The organism is Xanthomonas euroxanthea (genome assembly GCF_903989455.1).
GTDB lineage: Bacteria > Pseudomonadota > Gammaproteobacteria > Xanthomonadales > Xanthomonadaceae > Xanthomonas > Xanthomonas euroxanthea.
This window is the reverse complement of sequence record NZ_LR861803.1, coordinates 1,641,722-1,659,203: the sequence shown is the minus strand read 5'-3', so window position 1 is coordinate 1,659,203 and position 17,482 is coordinate 1,641,722. Positions and strand designations below refer to the sequence as shown.

Here is a 17,482-nt window from a genome sequence, read left to right as displayed (position 1 = left end):
CGACACCACTGCATGAATCCCAACTACCTCGACTTCGAGCAACCCATCGCCGATCTGGAAGCCAAGATCCAGGAACTGCGCAAGGCCAGCACCGGCCCTGCAGTCAACGTGGACACCGAGGTGCGTGCGCTGCGCGACAAGCTGCGCGTGCGTACCGCACAGATCTTCCGCGACCTGTCGGCCTGGCAGGTCTCGCAGCTGGCGCGCCACCCGCAGCGCCCGTACACGCTGGACTACATCAACACCATCTGCGACGAATTCCAGGAACTGGCCGGCGACCGCGCCTATGCCGACGACAAGGCGATTGTCGGGGGCCTGGGCCGCATCGATGGCCGCACGGTGGTGATCATCGGCCACCAGAAGGGCCGCGACACCAAGAGCAAGGTCGCCCGCAACTTCGGCATGCCGCGTCCGGAGGGCTACCGCAAGGCGCTGCGCCTGATGAAGCTGGCCGAGCGTTTCCGCCTGCCGCTGCTGACCTTCATCGACACCCCGGGCGCCTACCCCGGTATCGGCGCCGAGGAACGCGGCCAGTCCGAAGCGATCGCCCGCAACCTGCTGGAGATGGCCGAACTGAAAGTGCCGGTGATCTGCACCGTGATCGGCGAAGGCGGCTCCGGCGGCGCGCTGGCGATCGGCGTGGGCGACCGCACCTTGATGCTGGAATACGGCACCTATTCGGTGATCTCGCCCGAAGGCTGCGCTTCGATCCTGTGGAAGGACGCGGCCAAGGCCAAGGACGCCGCCGAGCAGCTCGGCCTGACCGCCAAGCGCCTGAAGGGCCTGGGCCTGGTCGACAAGGTGATCCGCGAACCCACCGGCGGCGCGCATCGCAATCCCGAACAGATGGGCAAGCGCCTCAAGGCCGTGTTGCTCAACGAGCTGGAAGCGCTGGAAAAGCTGCCGGTCGAAGGCCTGCTGCAGCGTCGTTACGAGCGCCTGCGCAGCTACGGTGCCTACGAAGGCAACTGATCGGCGATACGTCGAGGCGATGGTGCTGCGTGCACCATCGCCAGCCAGCGAGACGATTGGTCATCGAGGAAGGACCTGGTCGCAATAAGCCCTGCCTCTCCTGTCACAGGTGTTGCAGGCCGCCTGCTGCGCGCATGTCGTACTCAGCAGGCGGCCGCTGTACTGGATCTTCATCCTGGTCGCGTTCGCGTTCCTGGCGGTGTTGATCCAGGTGTGCGGCTGCAGACGTGGCCGGATCCCGGCTTGTCTCCCATGCGTGTCGGCCACTGCGCGCCCAGGGGATGTCCGCCGTCGGCACGCGGTGCCGGCCTGCACCCCGCGGGATCGCATCGCCATCGTCGCTGCGCATCGACAGCGTCAGGCAAACGCACGCGCTGCCTGTACTTCAACAACGCTCAGAACGGCTTGGCCAGCACCAGCCAGATTACCGCGACCAGCAACACCACCGGCACTTCATTGAACAGCCGCAGCGCGCGGCCGCTGGGCAGGCTGCGGCCCTGATCCACGCCCTTCAACCAGCGCCCGGCCACGATGTAATGCGCCAGGATCAAGGCCACCGCAAACAGTTTTGCGTGCAGCCAGCCACCGGCCACCATCGTCGGAAAATCCGGAATCACCCGGTAGCCCTGCCACAGCACCGCGCCCAGCAGCAGCGCCAGGCCCAGCATGCTGTGGCCGAATCTGTAGAGGCGGCGCCCCATCAGCACCAGGCGTGTGCGTACCGCAGGCTCGGCACCGGCTTCGGCGATATTGACCAGGATGCGTGGCAGGTAGAACACCGCCGCCATCCACGCAGTGACGAACAACAGATGGAAGGTCTTGATCCACAGGTACAGGGTCATGTGCTGGCTTCGCTGGCTGGCGTAGGATGGCCCGCATTTTCACCCATCCGCTCATGCGAAAGCACCTGAAGTCCATGTCCGAACCCGACGACAAGCAGTACGACGCCCACTATTTCCGCCGCTGGTACAGGGATGCGGGGCTGGCCGACCCTGCGCGCCTGCGACGCAAGGTCGCACTGGCGGTGAGTCAGGCCGAGTACTACCTGGAGCGCCCGATCCGCAGCGTGCTGGATATCGGTTGTGGCGAGGCGGCCTGGCGCGCGCCATTGTTGGCCTTGCGCCCCAGGCTGAGCTATCTGGGCTTCGACAGCAGCGCCTATGCGGTACAGCGTTACGGGCGCAGCCGGCAGATCCATCCTGCCCGCTTCGGCGATTTCGCCTGGCTGCGCCCCTGCGCGCCGGTGGATCTGCTGATCTGCTCGGACGTGCTGCATTACGTGCCCACCCGCGAGTTCAACCAGGGGCTGCCGGGGCTGGCCGAGATGTGCGCGGGTGTGGCGTTTCTGGAGACATTTGCCGAAGAAGACGCCTTCGAGGGCGACCACGAGGGTTTTCAGGCGCGCCCGGCGCGCTGGTATCGGCGCCGCTTTGCCAGCGTGGGGTTTGCTGCACTCGGTTCGCACTGCTGGTTGTCGCCGCAATTGGCCGATGAGGCGTCTGCGTTGGAGCGCGGCTGAGCAGGACGTTGGCCGGCTGAGGCACACATGGCGAGGCGAGTGGCTCGCCGCGCGCCCTCCCGCCACCCTCGCCCGCGGGAAAGCGGCCTTACTCCCTTCTCCCGGCGGGAGAAGGTATCCCCGCAGGGGCGGATGAGGGAAAGCAGGAAGCCTGGTGGAAGTTGAGTGCGTGTGGGCCACACCCCTTGCCTTACTCGCCCCTCCCCGCACGCAGAGGAGCCTGCCAGGCAGTCCGCACGGCTCTGCGAGAACGCGCACTTCCATCCCGGCGCCGTCGTCCGACGTATCTCCGATGGCGGCAACGCAAAATCGCGGCAAATCAGGGCGCTCGCGCCTGCCACAGCTTGGATGACAGCCTCTACCGTCCGCAGCCCCATTAAGGTGCAAATGCGCCAAAGGGGGTATGCTGCGCGGCAGCAAAGAGCCGCACGGATGGGTGGAATGCTTTATCAACTGCACGAGCTGACCCGCAATCTGCTAGCCCCTTGGGTGCACCAAGCCCAGGCGAACGCCAAGATGTTCTCCGACCCCGACAGTCTGTGGGCCTCGCTCCCTGGCGCCGAACGCATGGCGGCCGGCAACGAGCTGTTCCATCGACTGGGCAAGGAGTACGAAAAGCCGGCCTGGGCGCTGGACGATGTCGAGGTCGACGGCCACTCGCTGCCGATCATCGAACGTGAAGTGCTGAGCAAGCCGTTCTGCCGCCTGCTGCGCTTCAAGCGTTTCAGCGACCATGTCGAGTTGATCGGCACGATGAAGCAGCAGCCGGCCGTGCTGGTGGTGGCGCCGTTGTCCGGCCACCACGCCACCCTGCTGCGCGACACCGTGCGCACGCTGCTGCGCAACCACAAGGTCTACGTGACTGACTGGGTGGACGCGCGCATGGTGCCGCTGGAAGCCGGTGCCTTCCGGCTCGAGGACTACATCAGCTACATCCAGGAGTTCATCCGTCACATCGGCGCCGAGCGCCTGCACGTGGTGAGCGTGTGCCAGCCCACCGTGCCGGTGCTTGCGGCGGTGTCGTTGATGGCCACCAACGACGAGCCCACGCCGCGCTCGCTGGTGATGATGGGCGGGCCGATCGATGCGCGCCGCAGCCCGACCCAGGTCAACAACCTGGCTACCGAGAACGGCATCGAGTGGTTCCAGAACAACCTGATCCACACCGTGCCGTTCCCGTATCCGGGCCATGGCCGGCAGGTGTATCCGGGCTTCCTGCAGCACGCCGGCTTCCTGTCGATGAACCCCAATCGGCACGTGATGTCGCATTGGGATTTCTACACCGACCTGGTCAAGGGCGATCTGCAGGACGCGCAGGCGCATCGGCAGTTCTACGACGAATACAACGCCGTGCTCGACATGCCGGCCGAGTATTACCTGGACACCATTCGCGTGGTGTTCCAGGACTTCCTGCTGCCGCAGGGCAAGTGGAAAGTGGATGGCCAGCTGGTCAAGCCCTCGGCGATCCGCAACACCGCACTGCTCAGCATCGAAGGTGAACTGGACGATATCGCCGGCCTCGGCCAGACCGAAGCGGTGCACGATCTGTGCACCGGGATCGACGCGGCGCATCGCCGTCATCTGGTGGTGGAAGGTGCCGGCCACTACGGCATCTTCAGCGGCCGCCGCTGGCGCGAAGTGGTGTACCCGCAGGTGCGCGAATTCATCGCTCGCTACGATGCCGACCCGGTGGGCAGCCGCGATCCGGCCACCGTCACCCCGATCCGCAAGCGCGGCAAACGCGCTTGACCGGCAACAAAAAACGCCCCTCGATCGAGACCGATCGAGGGGCGTTTTTTATGCGCAGATTCCTGGTTCGCGCCAACCCTGAGGACTGCGTGGTCGCGTGCGCGGTGCCCTCACCGCCCTCACCGCCCGCAGGAGTGCCCTGAACCCTCCCCGGTTCGGCATCGTGGAGCGCATCCTGGAGCGTCGCCGGGTCCGCGCAGGCCCGGGCTGGCGCACTTGCACAAGGTCATCGGGACTGGTGGTCGGCAACGGACGTGCCTGTCATCAGTGGGTCCCCTCCAGCACTGCGTCAACCGAATCGCGGGGGGCGCGCCAGGCGGCGCTCCAGTCGCGCAGGCAATCACGCCCGGTTTGGGTGATGCGGTAGTAGCGCCGCGGCGGCCCGGACGCGGAGGGCTCGACATGGCTGTGCGGCAGCCCTGCGCCGTCCAGATTGCGCAGCACCGGATACAGCGCGCTGTGCGTGCCGCTGAGCACGCCGCCCAGCCGCTCCAGCCGCTTGGCGATCAGATAGCCGTACAGCGGCGCATCGGCCTGCGCCAGCACTGCCAGCAAGGCCAGCGACACCGTGCCGGCACTCAGCTCCTTCTGGAATTTCCGCAGGCAGGCATCGGATTCGCTCATCGGCCAGCTCCACCAGGTCGAAGGCAATGCTATTGCGAAGTTAGGAATAGCGAATATGTCGGTAGTCACGGGCCGGGATAGGAAAATCGGGATTGGGGAATCGGGATTAGGGATTTGCAAGGCAAGCAACCGAGAATTTCCGTACACGACTCAAGCGAACTGAAGAATACTTGGCGCGTTATTTGCAGGCCCGCTTTTGCGAATCCCCAATCCCGACTCCCCAATCCCCGCTCATGTACTTAGAACCATTGGGTTACTCCCTTTGCGGCAGCGCTCCACTACAGTCATTGCCCACTGGGCCGATACCACTTGCTCAGACGACTCACTTTTTCGATAGGGCGACACGATGCGACTAGCACGCTTGGCACAGCCGGCCATGGCTGAAACTTCCTTTGGCGCCACCCGGTGCCTGTGCTTGGCGATCGGGTTGTCTCTGCCGGCACTGGGGTTTGCGCAGGCGCAGACCGCGCCGGTCAATGCCGAGCAGACCCAGCCGGAACCGGCGAAGGCCGCGCCCGCCAAGGGGTATCCGCTCGAAGCGCAGGGCTGGGGAGCCAAGCAGGGCGGCAACATGTGGCAGGTGCGTTGGGCCGAGGACTGGTCGTATCTGAAGGATCCGTCCAAGCGCAAGAGCCCGTTCGATCCGCTCAAGTACATTCCGTTCAATGAATCGGGCGATGTGTATGTCTCGCTCAGCAACGAACTGCGCGTGCGCAGCAACACCATCACCAATCCCGGTCTGATTCCCGGCAGCCACTCGCAGCAGCAGTACCTGTTGCGCGCGTTCTTCGGTGCCGACTTCCATATTGGCGAGCACTTCCGTCTGTATACGGAACTGGCGCACGGCAGCCTGGATGGACGCAACGAGGGCGCCAAGACCGGTACGCAGGAAAACAACGCGATCCTGCAGCAGGTGTTCTTCGACGTGAAAGGACGCGTCAACGATGCCGACCTCGGCCTGCGCGTGGGCCGCCAGGTGTTTGTCGATGGCCCCACCACGCTGATGGCCCTGCGCGACAACACCGACATCTTCGTGACCTTCAACGGTGTGCGCGCCTGGGCGATCGGCGAAAAGACCCGCGTGGACCTGTTCGATTTCAACTTCAACCTGGATGGCACCGAGGGCCTGGGCGACGACCGCATCGACCGCTCGCGGCACTTCCGCGGCGTGGTCGGCGGCTGGCGCATGCCGACCGCCAAGCCGATGTATCTGGAGCCGTTCTTCTACCAGTTCCGCAACGACAACCAGGTCTGGGGCCGGCAGACCGCCGAAGAAAACCGCAACTACTACGGGCTGCGCCTGTGGGGCAATGTGGGCAAGCTGCGCACCGATTCGTTCGTGACCGTGCAGCGCGGCAGCTACGGCGGGCGCGACCTGCGTGCCTACATGGCCAGCACCTCCAATGCGTGGACGCTGAGCGACAACGGCTGGAAGCCGCGCCTGGGCTTCCATAGCGAAATCGCCTCCGGTGGCGGCGGCACCTCCGGCACCGGCACGCTGCGCAACAACAACTTCCTGTACGGCAATACGATCTACTTCAGCTGGGCGACGTTCTTCGGCCCGGTCAACCTGGTCACCGCCGCGCCCACGTTCACCTTCTCGCCCACGTCCAAGCTCACCGTGAACCTGGAATGGGAAACCCTGTGGCGCCAGACCACCAGCGATGCGATCTACAACAACCAGGCACGCGCCTACGCACGCACGCAGAACACCGGCGAGCGCCGCATCGGCACCATGCCGCGCATCAACGCCACCTGGAACATCGACCCCAACTGGTCGGTGACCTTCCGCGCCGAACACCTGATGGCAGGGCCCGCGCTGGAAAAAGCCGGCTACGGCGATTCGACCTTCGTCATGGGCTGGCTGAACTTCCGGTTCTGAATGCCGTTTGTCGGCACTGCAATCTGCTGACTCGATGTGCGAGCGTTTTGTTTTAACGCGTACTCGATCACATGCCGCGTCCCGCAAGGGCGCGGCATGTTGGTTTCTAAGCCTTGGCCCATCTGATGAGCATGCGTTTTTCGCAGGCTGCATGCATCTGGCAAGCGAGGCCTTCGCCTACTTGTACGACCGATTGCCGCGCTGCTCCGGCGTTCGGCCGATGCCGCCACTGGCTGCCTTGCACATGCAAACGCTTACGCATCCGCAATCGGCCTGACTGTACCAGGTACGTCGAAAAGGCGCCTTGCTTTACTCAATCGGCGCAGCACGGTGCGCCGCCGCAAGCGCACTGCCGGCCAGCGGCCAGCGGTCGTCAGGCGCACTTCCTTCCGGCCTTGCGTACTGCCGCAGCAGCAGGCTGTTGCCGTCGGAGCCAGGCTGCAGGGCGCGTGCCGGCCCGCGTAGCGCAGGTGGCAGGTCGGCAACCCGCTGCGCGAGCGGCCTCGCATCGGTCGGGCGATCGCGCAGCCACTGCACCGCCGACAACGCACGCAGGGCAGCGGCAGCGTCCTGCATCTTGTGCTGGTAATTGGCGTAGTCCGGCTGCCCTGCACTTGCCAGCAGACAGCCCATCGCATTGGCGACGCAGGCCACCGACGCCGTTTGAGGCGCCGGGATCAATGCCTGCGGCACCGGCCGATCCTGTGCCAGCAGGGCGCGCACCGGTGCGCTGCAGGCCCAGGTATAGGTCGGCGCGAGCAACGCCTGGGTGCGTTCGCGATCGAACACGCGTAGCGACAGGCGCTCTTCCCAGGACAGGTCGCCGTTTTGCGTCAGCACCCTCTCCTGCAGAAGCGAAAACGCCATGCGCGACTCGCCGTGCAAGGCGTTGCACAGCGTGATCTCATCCACCGCCAGCGGCGCAAAGGCAGTGGCGCACTGTGCCGGCAACGGGTGCTGCGCCGGCAGTTCGGCCAGCATGTCGGCGAACAGGTGCGCATTGCCGCGCAACATGGCCGCGCCAATCAAGGGCATCACCAGGTTATCGCCGCTGCGCAGCAGCACCCGCGCTGTCTGCGCATCGGCGCAGACACCCGACAACGCCTGCTGGGTGCGTCCGTGCGCGAAGTCCACTGCGTTGCCGGTCATCGACAACGGCAACCGTGGCGGCTCCGGCAGCGGTGCGGTGATGTCTGCGCGGAACGGGCTGCGGTAATCGGCGTACGTGGCCAGCGCGCGCAGCCTGGCCAACAGTGGCGCCTGGGTAGCCAGCGCATCGGCATAGGCCTGCGGATTCTGCCGCACCCGCTCCAGGCAGCCGTCGGCGCTGGCGCTGCATAGCGCAGGGGCAGACGATGGCCAGTGCGGCAGGCCCGGGACAAGCGCCAACGCACTCTGAAAGGGAGTCCCTGCCGGCATGCTGTTGAACCGTTCCACATCCTGGGCCAGCAAGCTCTCTCGCCGTGCCTCCGGCATGGCATACGACAGCGACCAGAGCGCGACGAACATGTTGGTTCCGCGCAACGGCGCTGCGGTTGCCGCAGCTGCGCCAGTGCCTGGCGTTGCGGCTCGGAAATCGGCCAGCGCCTGGAAACAGCATACAGCGCCACCAACGCTGCCAGCAGGATGCACACACCCAACAAAGCCGACTTGAGGAATCTGCCAAGCATGCGCGTTCAACCTTCCCTGGAGAGGGCACATCTTAGTGCGACAGCGTGCGCAAACGACATCCTGAGCGAACGCGCATCGACGCCACCCTGAGCGAGATATTTCAGGATGCAACAAACATCGGCAGCCGTTCGACGGACAACCGCGCCCCCGCCTGGCCGAGACACCACACCACCGCCCCCCCAACCGAAAGCCATGTTTGGCTTGAGCCCGGCAGCACCAGCCCAGTCGCCCAGGCAGTCGCGGTTGTCATACGCGCATCCAGTGCCGTGTGTCCCTTCTCTCCGGCGGGATGAGGAAGCGACCTGCTACCGCCTTGCGCACGCAACGTGTCACTGCCTGAGGGCGACCTTTCAGCACGCAGCAGTGCATCTTTTACGCATCCCCAATGCCCAATCCCAAATCCCCGCCTCACCTGCACCGGGCACGGCCGAATGCCTACAATGCGCGCATGTCCGAATCTCCCACTCCGCATTCCCGCCCTTCCCTGCAACGGGTCTTCCTGACCGGCTTGCTCACCCTGCTGCCGGTCTGGTTGACCTGGGTGGTGGTGAAGTTCGTGTTCTCACTGTTGTCGGGCATCAGCAGCCCGTGGGTGGTGCCGCTGTCCGAACGCATCGCCGCCTCGTTCCCCGATTATCTGGGCTGGATCAAGGCGCTGTGGGTGCAGAACACCATCGCGCTGATCGCCACCGTGGGCGTGATCCTGTTCGTCGGCATCCTGAGCCGGCGCGTGATCGGCCAGCGCCTGCTGCGCTGGTTCGAGGCGATCATGCGGCGCATCCCGCTGGCCAGCGTGGTCTACGACAGCGCGCGCAAATTGCTCGACATCCTGCAGACCCAGCCCGGCAGCACCCAGCGCGTGGTGCTGATCGACTTCCCCCATCGCGACATGAAGTCGATCGGCCTGGTCACGCGGGTGATCAAGGAACAGGGCACCGGCCGCGAGCTGGCGGCGGTGTATGTGCCGACCACGCCCAACCCGACTTCCGGCTATCTGGAGATCGTGCCGGTGGAGCTGCTCACGCCCACCGACTGGAGCGTGGATCAGGCCATGAGCTTCATCATCTCCGGCGGCGCAGTGGCGCCCGACTCGGTTCCCTTCACCCGCACGGCGGATCGCTGACGCAATGACACGGCCGCGTACTCTCGACGATCGTGCGGTCCGCCTGTTCATTGCACTGGCCGCGTTCTTTTGCGTCAACGCGGCATTGGCCGAGTTCATCGGCGTCAAGATCTTCGCGCTGGAAGACACGCTCGGCATCGCGCCGTTGAACTGGAACCTGTTCGGCCAGACCGGCTCGCTCAGCTTCACCGCCGGCACCTTGTTGTGGCCGGTGGTGTTCATCATGACCGACACCATCAACGAGTTCTTCGGCAGCCGCGGGGTGCGTTTCATCTCGTGGGTGGCGGTGGTGCTGATCGGCTACGGCTTCGTGTTCGCGTTTGCCGCGATCGCATTGGCGCCGGCAGCCTGGTGGGTCACTGCGGCGCAGGGCCAGGGCGTGCCCGACTACCAGGCGGCCTTTGCGGCGGTGTTCGGCCAGGGCCTGTGGACGATCGGCGGCTCGCTGGTGGCGTTCCTGTTCGGCCAGTTGATCGACGTGTCGGTATTCCATCGCATCCGCCGCGCCACCGGCGAAAAGCACGTGTGGCTGCGTGCCACCGGCTCCACGGCAGTGTCGCAACTGGTGGACAGCTTCGTGGTGATCTACATCGCCTTCGTGCTCGGACCGCAGCACTGGTCCATCGACCAGTTCCTGGCGGTGAGCACGCTCAACTACGTCTACAAGATGGGGTTTGCGATCGCATTGATCCCGCTGCTGTATCTGGCGCGCCGCGCCATCGGCGCATACCTGGGCGCCGAGCGCGCCGAGCAGCTGCGCGAAGAAGCCGCCTCCGGCTGACAACGCGGAAGCCTGCCGGCCGCATCGCTGCCAGGCCACGACCGGTGCCCGGAGCGGCGGCGTCAAGCTGGCGCATCGGCCTTGTGCGTAGCCCGCCTGACGACTGCTCGCTGCGCTTGCCGATCATGCGACGGCCGCAGCGGCCGCCCATCGAAATTTTGTTCAATCCGCGGCTGCGGTCGCCAGCCATGCTGGTGCGCCCCGCTACGGATTCCGCGCCATGGACCATCTTGTCGCAATGGCCAGCTTTGCGCTGGTGTGCTCGATTTCGCCCGGCCCGGTCAACCTGGTCGCCCTGAGCACCGGCGCCAGTGCCGGCGCGCGTGCCGGGCATGGCCACGTGATCGGCGCCACCGTCGGCTTCGTCGCGCTGCTGCTGTTGGTGGGCCTGGGACTGCAGCAGGTGTTGCTGCGCTGGCCGCTGCTCGGCCGTGCCTTGCATCTGGCAGGGGTGGGGTTCCTGCTCTACATGGCCTGGCGCCTGCTGCGCGACGATGGCGTCATCGAAACGGCCAGGCCGCGCCCGGCCGCCTCGTTCTGGACCGGTGCGGCGATGCAATGGCTCAACCCCAAGGCCTGGTTGGCGGCGACCTCCGGCGTTGCGCTGTATGCAACGGCAGGCACCACGCAGCTGGCGGGCTTTGCGGCGGTGTATGCGCTGGTCTGCTACCCCTCGCTGGCGTGCTGGTTGCTGGCCGGCGCAGCGCTGCGGCGGCATGTGCAGGTGCCCAAACAGCTGCGGCGCTTGAACCGGGTGTTGGCCGCGCTGCTTGTACTGAGCGCGGTCTATCTGCTGATGGAACTAGGGACCGCATTGCGATAACGCCCCGGTGTCACCGCCCAGGCGCGTTTGAAGCTGCGCTGCAGATGCGCCTGATCGGCATAGCCATGCGCATAGGCAACTTCGGCGATCTCTCCGCCACGCCGCAAGGCCTCGCGTGCACGCTGGAAACGGCAATCCAGCAGATACGCATGCGGGGTCATCCCATGGGCCTGGCGAAAGCCGCGAATCAGCCGCGGCGCCGGCATCCCGGCCAGCGTGCACAGTTCGCGCAGCGATACCGCACGCGCGTGATGGGTCTGCAGATACTCGGCCACCTGTCGCATCGGCCCGGTATCGACCGCAAGCGCGCGACTCATCGGCTCCACATGCAGATGCAGCCGCGCCACGAACGCGATCAATGCACTCTCGCGTGCAAGCGCGTCGGCATTGCCATCGGTCAATACCGCATGCATGCGGTCGAAGGCGGCATAGGCTGCCGGGGTCTGGCACAGCGGTGCCGCCAGCAGGTGCACATCGGCGTTGGTGGCCAGGCCGAGTGCGCGCTGTTGTTCGCGCAGCCACGCCACGTCCAGATACAGCATGCGGAACGACCAGTCCTGCTGCTGATCCGGATTGCAGGCATGCACCTCGCCCGGGTTGATCAGGGTCAGCGACCGCGCGCCCACCTGCGCCCTCATGCGTCCATTGCGATAACGTGCAAGCCCGCGGTCGACCGCGCCCACCGACCATTGCTCGTGCGTATGCGCGGCATAACACAGGCTGCGGCTGTTGATCACCTGGCGCAGTTCGACAAAGGGCAACGCCGGATCGCGCCAGAAACCCTGCCCACCCTGCACGGGCACCTGGGTCCCGCATGTCGATTCATCGCTTGGCATGAGCGCAAGCCTATCGCACTGCAGCATGCCTGCGCGCCGCAGGCATGCGCAGCGGGCTTCATGAATTCCAGGCGCGCCCCGTGCGCCCGATGGGTGGCCGGAACGGTGCGGATCGGGCAAGCTCCCCGCTCGCTTGTTCCCGGAGCCGGTAATGCCCCTCAGCTTTTCCCGCCTGCTGTCCCTGGCCCTGGCCGCCGTACTGAGCCTGTCAGTGGCAGCGCCCGCCGATGCGGCCAAGAAGAAGACCGCCAAGGCGCAGACCACGCAAACGCGCGCGAAGGCGAGCAAGGGCAAGAAGACCGCCAAGCCGGCGGCCAGAACCAGCAAGGCCGCCAAGGGTGGCAAGGCCGCCAGGCCCAGACCACGTGCGGTGGCCGCCCCGGTGGTGCTGACCAAGGCGCAGCAACTCAACCTGCTCTACGACCAGTACTGGGATGCCTCGCTCAAGCTCAACCCGCTGCAGGCCACCTTCCAGGGCGAGACCCGCTACAACGACCAGCTGCCCAACTTCCTGTCGCCGGCGTTCCGGCAGCAGTCGCACGACTTCACCGTGCTGTGGTTGGGCAAGGCCGAGGCGCTGGGGCCGGACGGCCTGAGCGGGCAGGACCTGCTCAGCTACCAGATCTTCGTGCGCGATGCGCGCAGCGCACTGGCGGCCGAGCAGTTCCCCAGCTGGATGCTGCCGATCAACCAGTTCTACAACATCGCCAGCATCGCGGTGGTGCTGGGCTCGGGCACCGGCGCGCAGCCGTTCAAGACCGTCAAGGACTACGACAACTGGTCGCGGCGTGCGGTGGGCATCCCGGACCTGTTCGACCAGGCCATCACCAACATGCGGGCCGGCATGCAGGCCGGCGTGGTGCAGCCGAAGGTGCTGATGCAGAAGGTGCTGCCGCAGCTGGATGCGATCATCGCGCGCAATGCCGAAGACAGCCTGTTCTGGGGCCCGGTGCGCAACCTGCCGGCAGACATGCCCGAGGCCGACAAGCAGCGCATCACCGCCGAATACAAGCGCCTGATCGAAGTGCGGATCATGCCGGCGTACCGGGCGCTACGCGGCTTCATCGCCACCGAGTACCTGCCGGCCTGCCGTGACACCGACGGCCTGACCGCGCTGCCCAATGGCGCGGCCTGGTACGCCTACGACGTGCGCCAGAGCACCACCTCCGACCTGACCCCGGAGCAGATCCACCAGATCGGGCTGGACGAGGTGGCGCGGCTGCAGGGCGAGATCGCCGCGCTGGCCAAGCAGGTCCGGTTCCGCGGCAACCTGCCCAAGTTCTACAAGTTCATGCAGACCGACAAGCGCTTCGCGTTCCGCAACGAGACCGAATTGCTGGGCTATTACCGTGGCCTGCAGGGACGCGTGCAAGCGGCGGTGCCGCGCCTGTTCAATACCCAGGGCATGCCGGCGCTGGAAGTGCGCGTGGTGGAACCGCAGCGTGCGCAGTCGGCCGCCAGCGGCTCGTACATGCGCCCCAGCGGCGACGGCAGCACGCCAGGGGTGTTCTACGTCAACACCTCCGACCTGGACGCGCGCAGGACCTGGGAAACCGAAAGCCTGTATCTGCACGAAGCCATCCCCGGCCACCACTTCCAGCTCGGGCTGCAGCAGCAGCTGACCGACCTGCCCAAGTTCCGCCGCCTGGGTGGCGAGACCGCCTACATCGAGGGCTGGGGGCTGTACGCCGAATCGCTGGGCCGCGAACTGGGCCTGTATCAGGACCCGTACAACTACTACGGCTATCTGCAGAACGCGCTGTGGCGCTCGATCCGCCTGGTCACCGACACCGGCCTGCACAGCAAGGGCTGGACCCGCACGCAGGCGATCGACTACATGCTCAACAACTCGGCCATGACCCGCACCGATGCCGAGGCCGAGGTGGACCGCTACATGGCCATCCCCGGCCAGGCGCTGGCGTACAAGGTCGGCGAGATGAAGATCGCGCAGTTGCGCGAACAGGCGCAACGCGAGCTGGGCCCACGCTTCGATGTGCGCGCCTTCCACACCGAGGTGCTCAAGGACGGCTCGGTGCCGCTGGATATCCTGCAGGAGAAGATCCAGCGCTGGATCGCCACGCAGAAGGGGTGAGGCGAGCTGGCGCGGCATCACGGTCGTCAAGCAACCGCAGGTAACGCGCTCCGGACCAGGCGCGTCACCTGCGGGCGTGGCCCGAAGCGCAGGCGACCTGACGCGTCTGCCAGTGGCACACACGCGACTGACAGGCTCGTCCGAGGCCCTGCCCTGCGATCAACGCCGCTGCTCTACCGGCTGCGTTTCAACCCGCCACGCGTGCGGCCGCCAGCGCGGCGATGTCGCGCGGCGTGGTGCGGCAGCAGCCGCCGATCAACCGCGCACCTGCGGCCAGCCACTGCGCATGCTGATCGGCCAGGGTGCACGCCTGCGCGGCGCCGGCGTGCCAGCGCTTGTCGCTGGCGTCGTAGTGTTCGCCTGAATTTGGATACACCACCAGCGGCAGCGTGGTCAGCGCGGACAGGCTTTGCAGCGCGGCGGTGACGTCTTCCAGCGCAATGCAGTTGATGCCCACCGCGATCACCTGCGCGCAGGCATCCAGCGCCGGCACGACCTGCGCCAGCGGCGTGCCATCGCTCAAATGCGCCGCATCACGCAAGGTGAACGAGAACCACGCAGGCAGCTGCGGGAATTCCTCCAGCAGCAGCCGCAGCGCGACGATCTCGCTGGCCGACGGCAGCGTCTCGCAGGCCAGCACATCCACGCCCGCTGCGGCCAGCGCGGCGATGCGCGGGCGATGGAAGTCCATCAGTTGCGCCAGCGGCAGGGCATAGTCGCCGCGGTATTCCGAACCATCGGCCAGGTACGCACCATACGGCCCGACCGACCCGGCCACCCATAACGGCGCGTCCTGCGGTTGCGCCTGCAGATGATCGGCGCGCGCCTGTGCAGCCAGCGCCACGCTGCGTGCGATCAGCGCCTGCGACTGCGCCAGGTCCAGCCCGCGCGCGGCAAAGCCCAACGGCGTGGCCTGGTAGCTGGCGGTGATGGCGCACTGCGCGCCGGCAGCGAAATAGTCGCGATGCACCTGGTAGATCAGCTCCGGCTGCTCCATCAGCACGCGCGCCGACCACAGCGCATCGTTGAGATCGCAGCCGCGTTGTTCCAGTTCGGTGGCAAGCGCACCGTCGAGCAGCACGTAGCCGTCGTGCTGCAGCGCCTGGCTGAAAGGCGCCCCGGCGCGCGGCTGGCGGGGAAGAATCGTCATGGGTGTGGCCTCCTGCTGGCAAGCCATTGGGTGAGTGCATGGGCGCCGTAGCACAGCGCCACGAACGGGATGCCGCACCACAGCGCAATGCGCTGCTGCGGATCGAAGGCCAGGCCGATGCAGGCCAGCAGGCAGAGCGCAAACCCCAGCAGCGGCGTCCACGGATACCACGGCGCGCGGTAGGCCAGGCTCTCCGGCGCGATGCCGTCGCGCAGCAACTGGCGTCGAAAGACGTAGTGCGAGGCGCAGATGCTCAGCCACACCACCACCACCGCAAAACCGGACACCGCCGAAATCGCCACGAACACGGTATCGGCGGCGTAGACGCCGGTGAGCAGCGCCAACAGGCCGCCCAACATGCTCAACAGCAAGGCCGGCAGGGGAATGCCGCGTCTTGTCAGGCGTGCCAGCCGCGCCGGCAGCGTGCCCTCGTTGGCCAGCGACCACAGCATGCGCGCGGCCGCATACAGGCCGGAATTGGCCGCCGACAGGATCGCGGTCAGGATCACCGCATTCAACACATCGGCCGCATACGGGATGCCCAGCAACTCGAACGCGCGCACGAACGGGCTGGTGTCCACTGCCGCCTGCTCGGCCGGCAGCAACGCGGCAAGCACCAGCACGGTGCCGACGAACAACACCACCAGCCGTACCAGCGTGGTGCGGATCGCCAGCGGAATCGCACGCGCCGGTTGTGCGGTTTCGCCCGCGGCCACGCCGATCAACTCGGTGCCGGAAAAGGCAAAGTTCACCGCCACCATCGTCATCAGGATCGGCAGCGTGCCTTGCGCAAACCAGCCGTCGGCGCGCAGGTGGCGCAATCCCGGCGCCGGCGACCCATCGGCCAACGGCAGCACGCCGATCACCGCCGCGCCACCGAGCACGATGAACAGCACGATCGTGATCACCTTGATCAGCGAGAACCAGAATTCGCCTTCGGCAAACCAGCGCGCCGACACCGTGTTCAGGGCGAAGATCAGCGCGCAGAACAATAGGCACCACGGCCATGCCGGTATGTGCGGGAACCAGTACTGCATGCAGAACGCCGCCGCGGTCAGGCTCGAGCCCAATGCCACCGTCCAGGTCAGCCAGTACAGCCACGCCACCACGTACCCGGTGGCCGGGCCGAGATACCGCGCGGCATACACATGAAAGGCGCCGGTCTGCGGCATCGCCACCGCCAGCTCGCCCAGGCATTGCATCACCAGGTACACCACCAGCGCGCCGATCAGATACGCGATCACCGTGCCCAACGCGCCGGTGCTGGCGATGATGTAGCCGGTACTGAAGAACAGCCCGGTGCCGATGACCCCGCCCAGCGAGAGCATCACCAGATGGCGCACCTGCATGCTGCGCTGGAATTGCGGTGCGGCATTGGACGACGGCTCGGGCATCGGCGTGTCTGATCGGTGGCAGCGCATCCTGCCATGCGCGCGCAGGCGAGCACAGCCATGCAGTGGCCAGGCGTGACGCGCAACCAGGTATTGCGGGATGCCATGCGGCATGTCGCGCCCACGATCGGCCCACGTACGCTTCGCGCTCGGCCCGGCCGGCACGACACGCCCTGGCGCTACCGGGGGTATCCTCGCGACTGCTCATCCGGACTGTTGCCATGCCATACCATCTGCACACACGCACGGCGGCGCAGACGCAGCGCTGGAGCGCATCCCGGCTGCCGGCACGTCTGGCAGCCCGGATCGCTGTCGCCGCGCCTCGCGCATCCGTGCCGGCCCCGCAGCAGCGCCAGCGCCCGCAACGCGTGCGAGGCGCCGCATGAAGCTTTCCGGCATCCACCACGTGGCGATCATCGCCGGCGACTACGCGGTCTCCAAGCGGTTCTACTGCGACATCCTGGGCCTGCGGGTGCTCGATGAGCATTACCGGCAGGCGCGCGATTCCTGGAAGCTGGACCTGGCGCTGCCCGATGGCGGCCAGATCGAGCTGTTTTCGTTTCCCGACGCACCGCTGCGCCCCAGCCGCCCGGAAGCCCGCGGCCTGCGCCATCTCGCCTTCCGCGTCGAGGATCTGGACGCGGCCGTGGCGCATCTCGCTGCGCACGAGGTGAGCACCGAGGACATCCGCATCGACGAATACACCGGCCGCCGCTTTACCTTCTTCGCCGACCCGGATGACTTGCCGCTGGAGCTGTACGAGGTCGGTTGAGCGCCGCGGCCAGCAGGGTCCGGTCACATCCGCCGCACGGTCACGTCGAACAGGCGTAGTCGATCGTCGCTGTGACTTCCGGCGGATGCGGCGATAC

General features: G+C 66.4%; 14 protein-coding genes and 1 pseudogene. 9 read left to right on the top strand and 6 right to left on the bottom strand.

The genetic code is table 11. The annotated features are described in order from the left end of the window. Nucleotides 1-12 precede the first annotated feature (12 nt). Nucleotides 13-972, top strand: coding sequence for an acetyl-CoA carboxylase carboxyltransferase subunit alpha (locus H7A86_RS07145; RefSeq protein WP_119132355.1), 960 nt, complete (start codon nucleotides 13-15; stop codon nucleotides 970-972). A 395-nt stretch (nucleotides 973-1,367) separates the two neighbouring features. Here the strand turns inward: H7A86_RS07145 and H7A86_RS07140 are convergent, their stop codons facing one another. Continuing rightward, nucleotides 1,368-1,814 carry a CopD family protein gene (locus H7A86_RS07140; protein ID WP_104583405.1) on the bottom strand — a complete coding sequence of 149 codons (447 nt, stop codon included), beginning with the start codon at nucleotides 1,812-1,814 and terminating at the stop codon, nucleotides 1,368-1,370. 74 nt (nucleotides 1,815-1,888) lie between these two features. Between H7A86_RS07140 and H7A86_RS07135 the strand changes: the two genes are divergently transcribed. Together H7A86_RS07135 and H7A86_RS07130 are read left to right on the top strand one after the other, a co-directional pair. Further along, nucleotides 1,889-2,491, top strand: a complete 603-nt coding sequence (locus H7A86_RS07135) for a methyltransferase (protein WP_164739072.1) — start codon at nucleotides 1,889-1,891, stop codon at nucleotides 2,489-2,491. A 441-nt stretch (nucleotides 2,492-2,932) separates the two neighbouring features. Further along, nucleotides 2,933-4,240 (top strand): polyhydroxyalkanoate depolymerase, encoded by a 1,308-nt coding sequence (locus H7A86_RS07130; RefSeq protein ID WP_016904270.1) that lies wholly within the window; start codon nucleotides 2,933-2,935, stop codon nucleotides 4,238-4,240. 264 nt (nucleotides 4,241-4,504) lie between these two features. Here H7A86_RS07130 and H7A86_RS07125 read toward each other — a convergent pair whose 3' ends face one another. Beyond that, complete coding sequence (locus tag H7A86_RS07125; protein WP_119132358.1) at nucleotides 4,505-4,864, bottom strand: PadR family transcriptional regulator; 360 nt, start codon at nucleotides 4,862-4,864, stop codon at nucleotides 4,505-4,507. Nucleotides 4,865-5,210: 346 nt separating this feature from the next. Between H7A86_RS07125 and H7A86_RS07120 the strand changes: the two genes are divergently transcribed. Continuing rightward, complete coding sequence (locus tag H7A86_RS07120; protein ID WP_180708063.1) at nucleotides 5,211-6,746, top strand: alginate export family protein; 1,536 nt, start codon at nucleotides 5,211-5,213, stop codon at nucleotides 6,744-6,746. A gap of 309 nt (nucleotides 6,747-7,055) precedes the next feature. On the opposite strand, the pseudogene H7A86_RS07115 reads toward H7A86_RS07120, so the two are convergent. Continuing rightward, a pseudogene (locus tag H7A86_RS07115) lies at nucleotides 7,056-8,416 on the bottom strand (hypothetical protein). 449 nt (nucleotides 8,417-8,865) lie between these two features. On the opposite strand from H7A86_RS07115, the gene H7A86_RS07110 reads away from it, so the two are divergent. From H7A86_RS07110 to H7A86_RS07100, 3 genes are all read left to right on the top strand, one after another. Continuing rightward, complete coding sequence (locus H7A86_RS07110; protein ID WP_053046264.1) at nucleotides 8,866-9,540, top strand: DUF502 domain-containing protein; 675 nt, start codon at nucleotides 8,866-8,868, stop codon at nucleotides 9,538-9,540. A gap of 4 nt (nucleotides 9,541-9,544) precedes the next feature. After that, nucleotides 9,545-10,321 carry a queuosine precursor transporter gene (locus H7A86_RS07105; protein WP_104583407.1) on the top strand — a complete coding sequence of 259 codons (777 nt, stop codon included), beginning with the start codon at nucleotides 9,545-9,547 and terminating at the stop codon, nucleotides 10,319-10,321. A 220-nt stretch (nucleotides 10,322-10,541) separates the two neighbouring features. Next, a complete protein-coding gene (locus tag H7A86_RS07100; protein WP_166761703.1) occupies nucleotides 10,542-11,144 on the top strand; it encodes a LysE family translocator in 603 nt (200 codons plus the stop codon). Here the strand turns inward: H7A86_RS07100 and H7A86_RS07095 are convergent. Then, complete coding sequence (locus H7A86_RS07095; RefSeq protein WP_232099282.1) at nucleotides 11,108-11,905, bottom strand: AraC family transcriptional regulator; 798 nt, start codon at nucleotides 11,903-11,905, stop codon at nucleotides 11,108-11,110. The genes H7A86_RS07100 and H7A86_RS07095 overlap by 37 nt on opposite strands. 226 nt (nucleotides 11,906-12,131) lie before the next feature. Between H7A86_RS07095 and H7A86_RS07090 the strand changes: the two genes are divergently transcribed. Then, complete coding sequence (locus H7A86_RS07090; protein WP_119132361.1) at nucleotides 12,132-14,072, top strand: DUF885 domain-containing protein; 1,941 nt, start codon at nucleotides 12,132-12,134, stop codon at nucleotides 14,070-14,072. A gap of 187 nt (nucleotides 14,073-14,259) precedes the next feature. Here the strand turns inward: H7A86_RS07090 and mmuM are convergent, their stop codons facing one another. Both mmuM and mmuP read right to left on the bottom strand, forming a co-directional pair. Further along, entirely contained in the window at nucleotides 14,260-15,222 is a 963-nt protein-coding gene (gene mmuM / locus H7A86_RS07085; protein ID WP_119132362.1) for a homocysteine S-methyltransferase, read from the bottom strand. Further along, nucleotides 15,219-16,616: an S-methylmethionine permease gene (gene mmuP, locus H7A86_RS07080; RefSeq protein ID WP_119132363.1), complete on the bottom strand. Its 1,398-nt coding sequence runs from the start codon at nucleotides 16,614-16,616 to the stop codon at nucleotides 15,219-15,221. Before mmuP ends, mmuM begins: the two co-directional genes overlap by 4 nt. 379 nt (nucleotides 16,617-16,995) lie before the next feature. Between mmuP and gloA2 the strand changes: the two genes are divergently transcribed. Then, complete coding sequence (gloA2, locus tag H7A86_RS07075; protein WP_104648328.1) at nucleotides 16,996-17,385, top strand: SMU1112c/YaeR family gloxylase I-like metalloprotein; 390 nt, start codon at nucleotides 16,996-16,998, stop codon at nucleotides 17,383-17,385. Nucleotides 17,386-17,482: the final 97 nt, after the last annotated feature.

Bases quoted from the DNA above. Each gene is read 5' to 3' on its own strand.
- H7A86_RS07105 (WP_104583407.1), top strand. From the start codon at position 9,545: ATGACACGGCCGCGTACTCTCGACGATCGTGCGGTCCGCCTGTTCATT.
- mmuP (WP_119132363.1), bottom strand. From the start codon at position 16,616: ATGCCCGAGCCGTCGTCCAATGCCGCACCGCAATTCCAGCGCAGCATG.
- H7A86_RS07130 (WP_016904270.1), top strand. From the start codon at position 2,933: ATGCTTTATCAACTGCACGAGCTGACCCGCAATCTGCTAGCCCCTTGG.
- H7A86_RS07120 (WP_180708063.1), top strand. From the start codon at position 5,211: ATGCGACTAGCACGCTTGGCACAGCCGGCCATGGCTGAAACTTCCTTT.
- H7A86_RS07100 (WP_166761703.1), top strand. From the start codon at position 10,542: ATGGACCATCTTGTCGCAATGGCCAGCTTTGCGCTGGTGTGCTCGATT.
- H7A86_RS07140 (WP_104583405.1), bottom strand. From the start codon at position 1,814: ATGACCCTGTACCTGTGGATCAAGACCTTCCATCTGTTGTTCGTCACT.
- H7A86_RS07135 (WP_164739072.1), top strand. From the start codon at position 1,889: ATGTCCGAACCCGACGACAAGCAGTACGACGCCCACTATTTCCGCCGC.
- mmuM (WP_119132362.1), bottom strand. From the start codon at position 15,222: ATGACGATTCTTCCCCGCCAGCCGCGCGCCGGGGCGCCTTTCAGCCAG.
- H7A86_RS07090 (WP_119132361.1), top strand. From the start codon at position 12,132: ATGCCCCTCAGCTTTTCCCGCCTGCTGTCCCTGGCCCTGGCCGCCGTA.
- gloA2 (WP_104648328.1), top strand. From the start codon at position 16,996: ATGAAGCTTTCCGGCATCCACCACGTGGCGATCATCGCCGGCGACTAC.
- H7A86_RS07125 (WP_119132358.1), bottom strand. From the start codon at position 4,864: ATGAGCGAATCCGATGCCTGCCTGCGGAAATTCCAGAAGGAGCTGAGT.
- H7A86_RS07145 (WP_119132355.1), top strand. From the start codon at position 13: ATGAATCCCAACTACCTCGACTTCGAGCAACCCATCGCCGATCTGGAA.
- H7A86_RS07110 (WP_053046264.1), top strand. From the start codon at position 8,866: ATGTCCGAATCTCCCACTCCGCATTCCCGCCCTTCCCTGCAACGGGTC.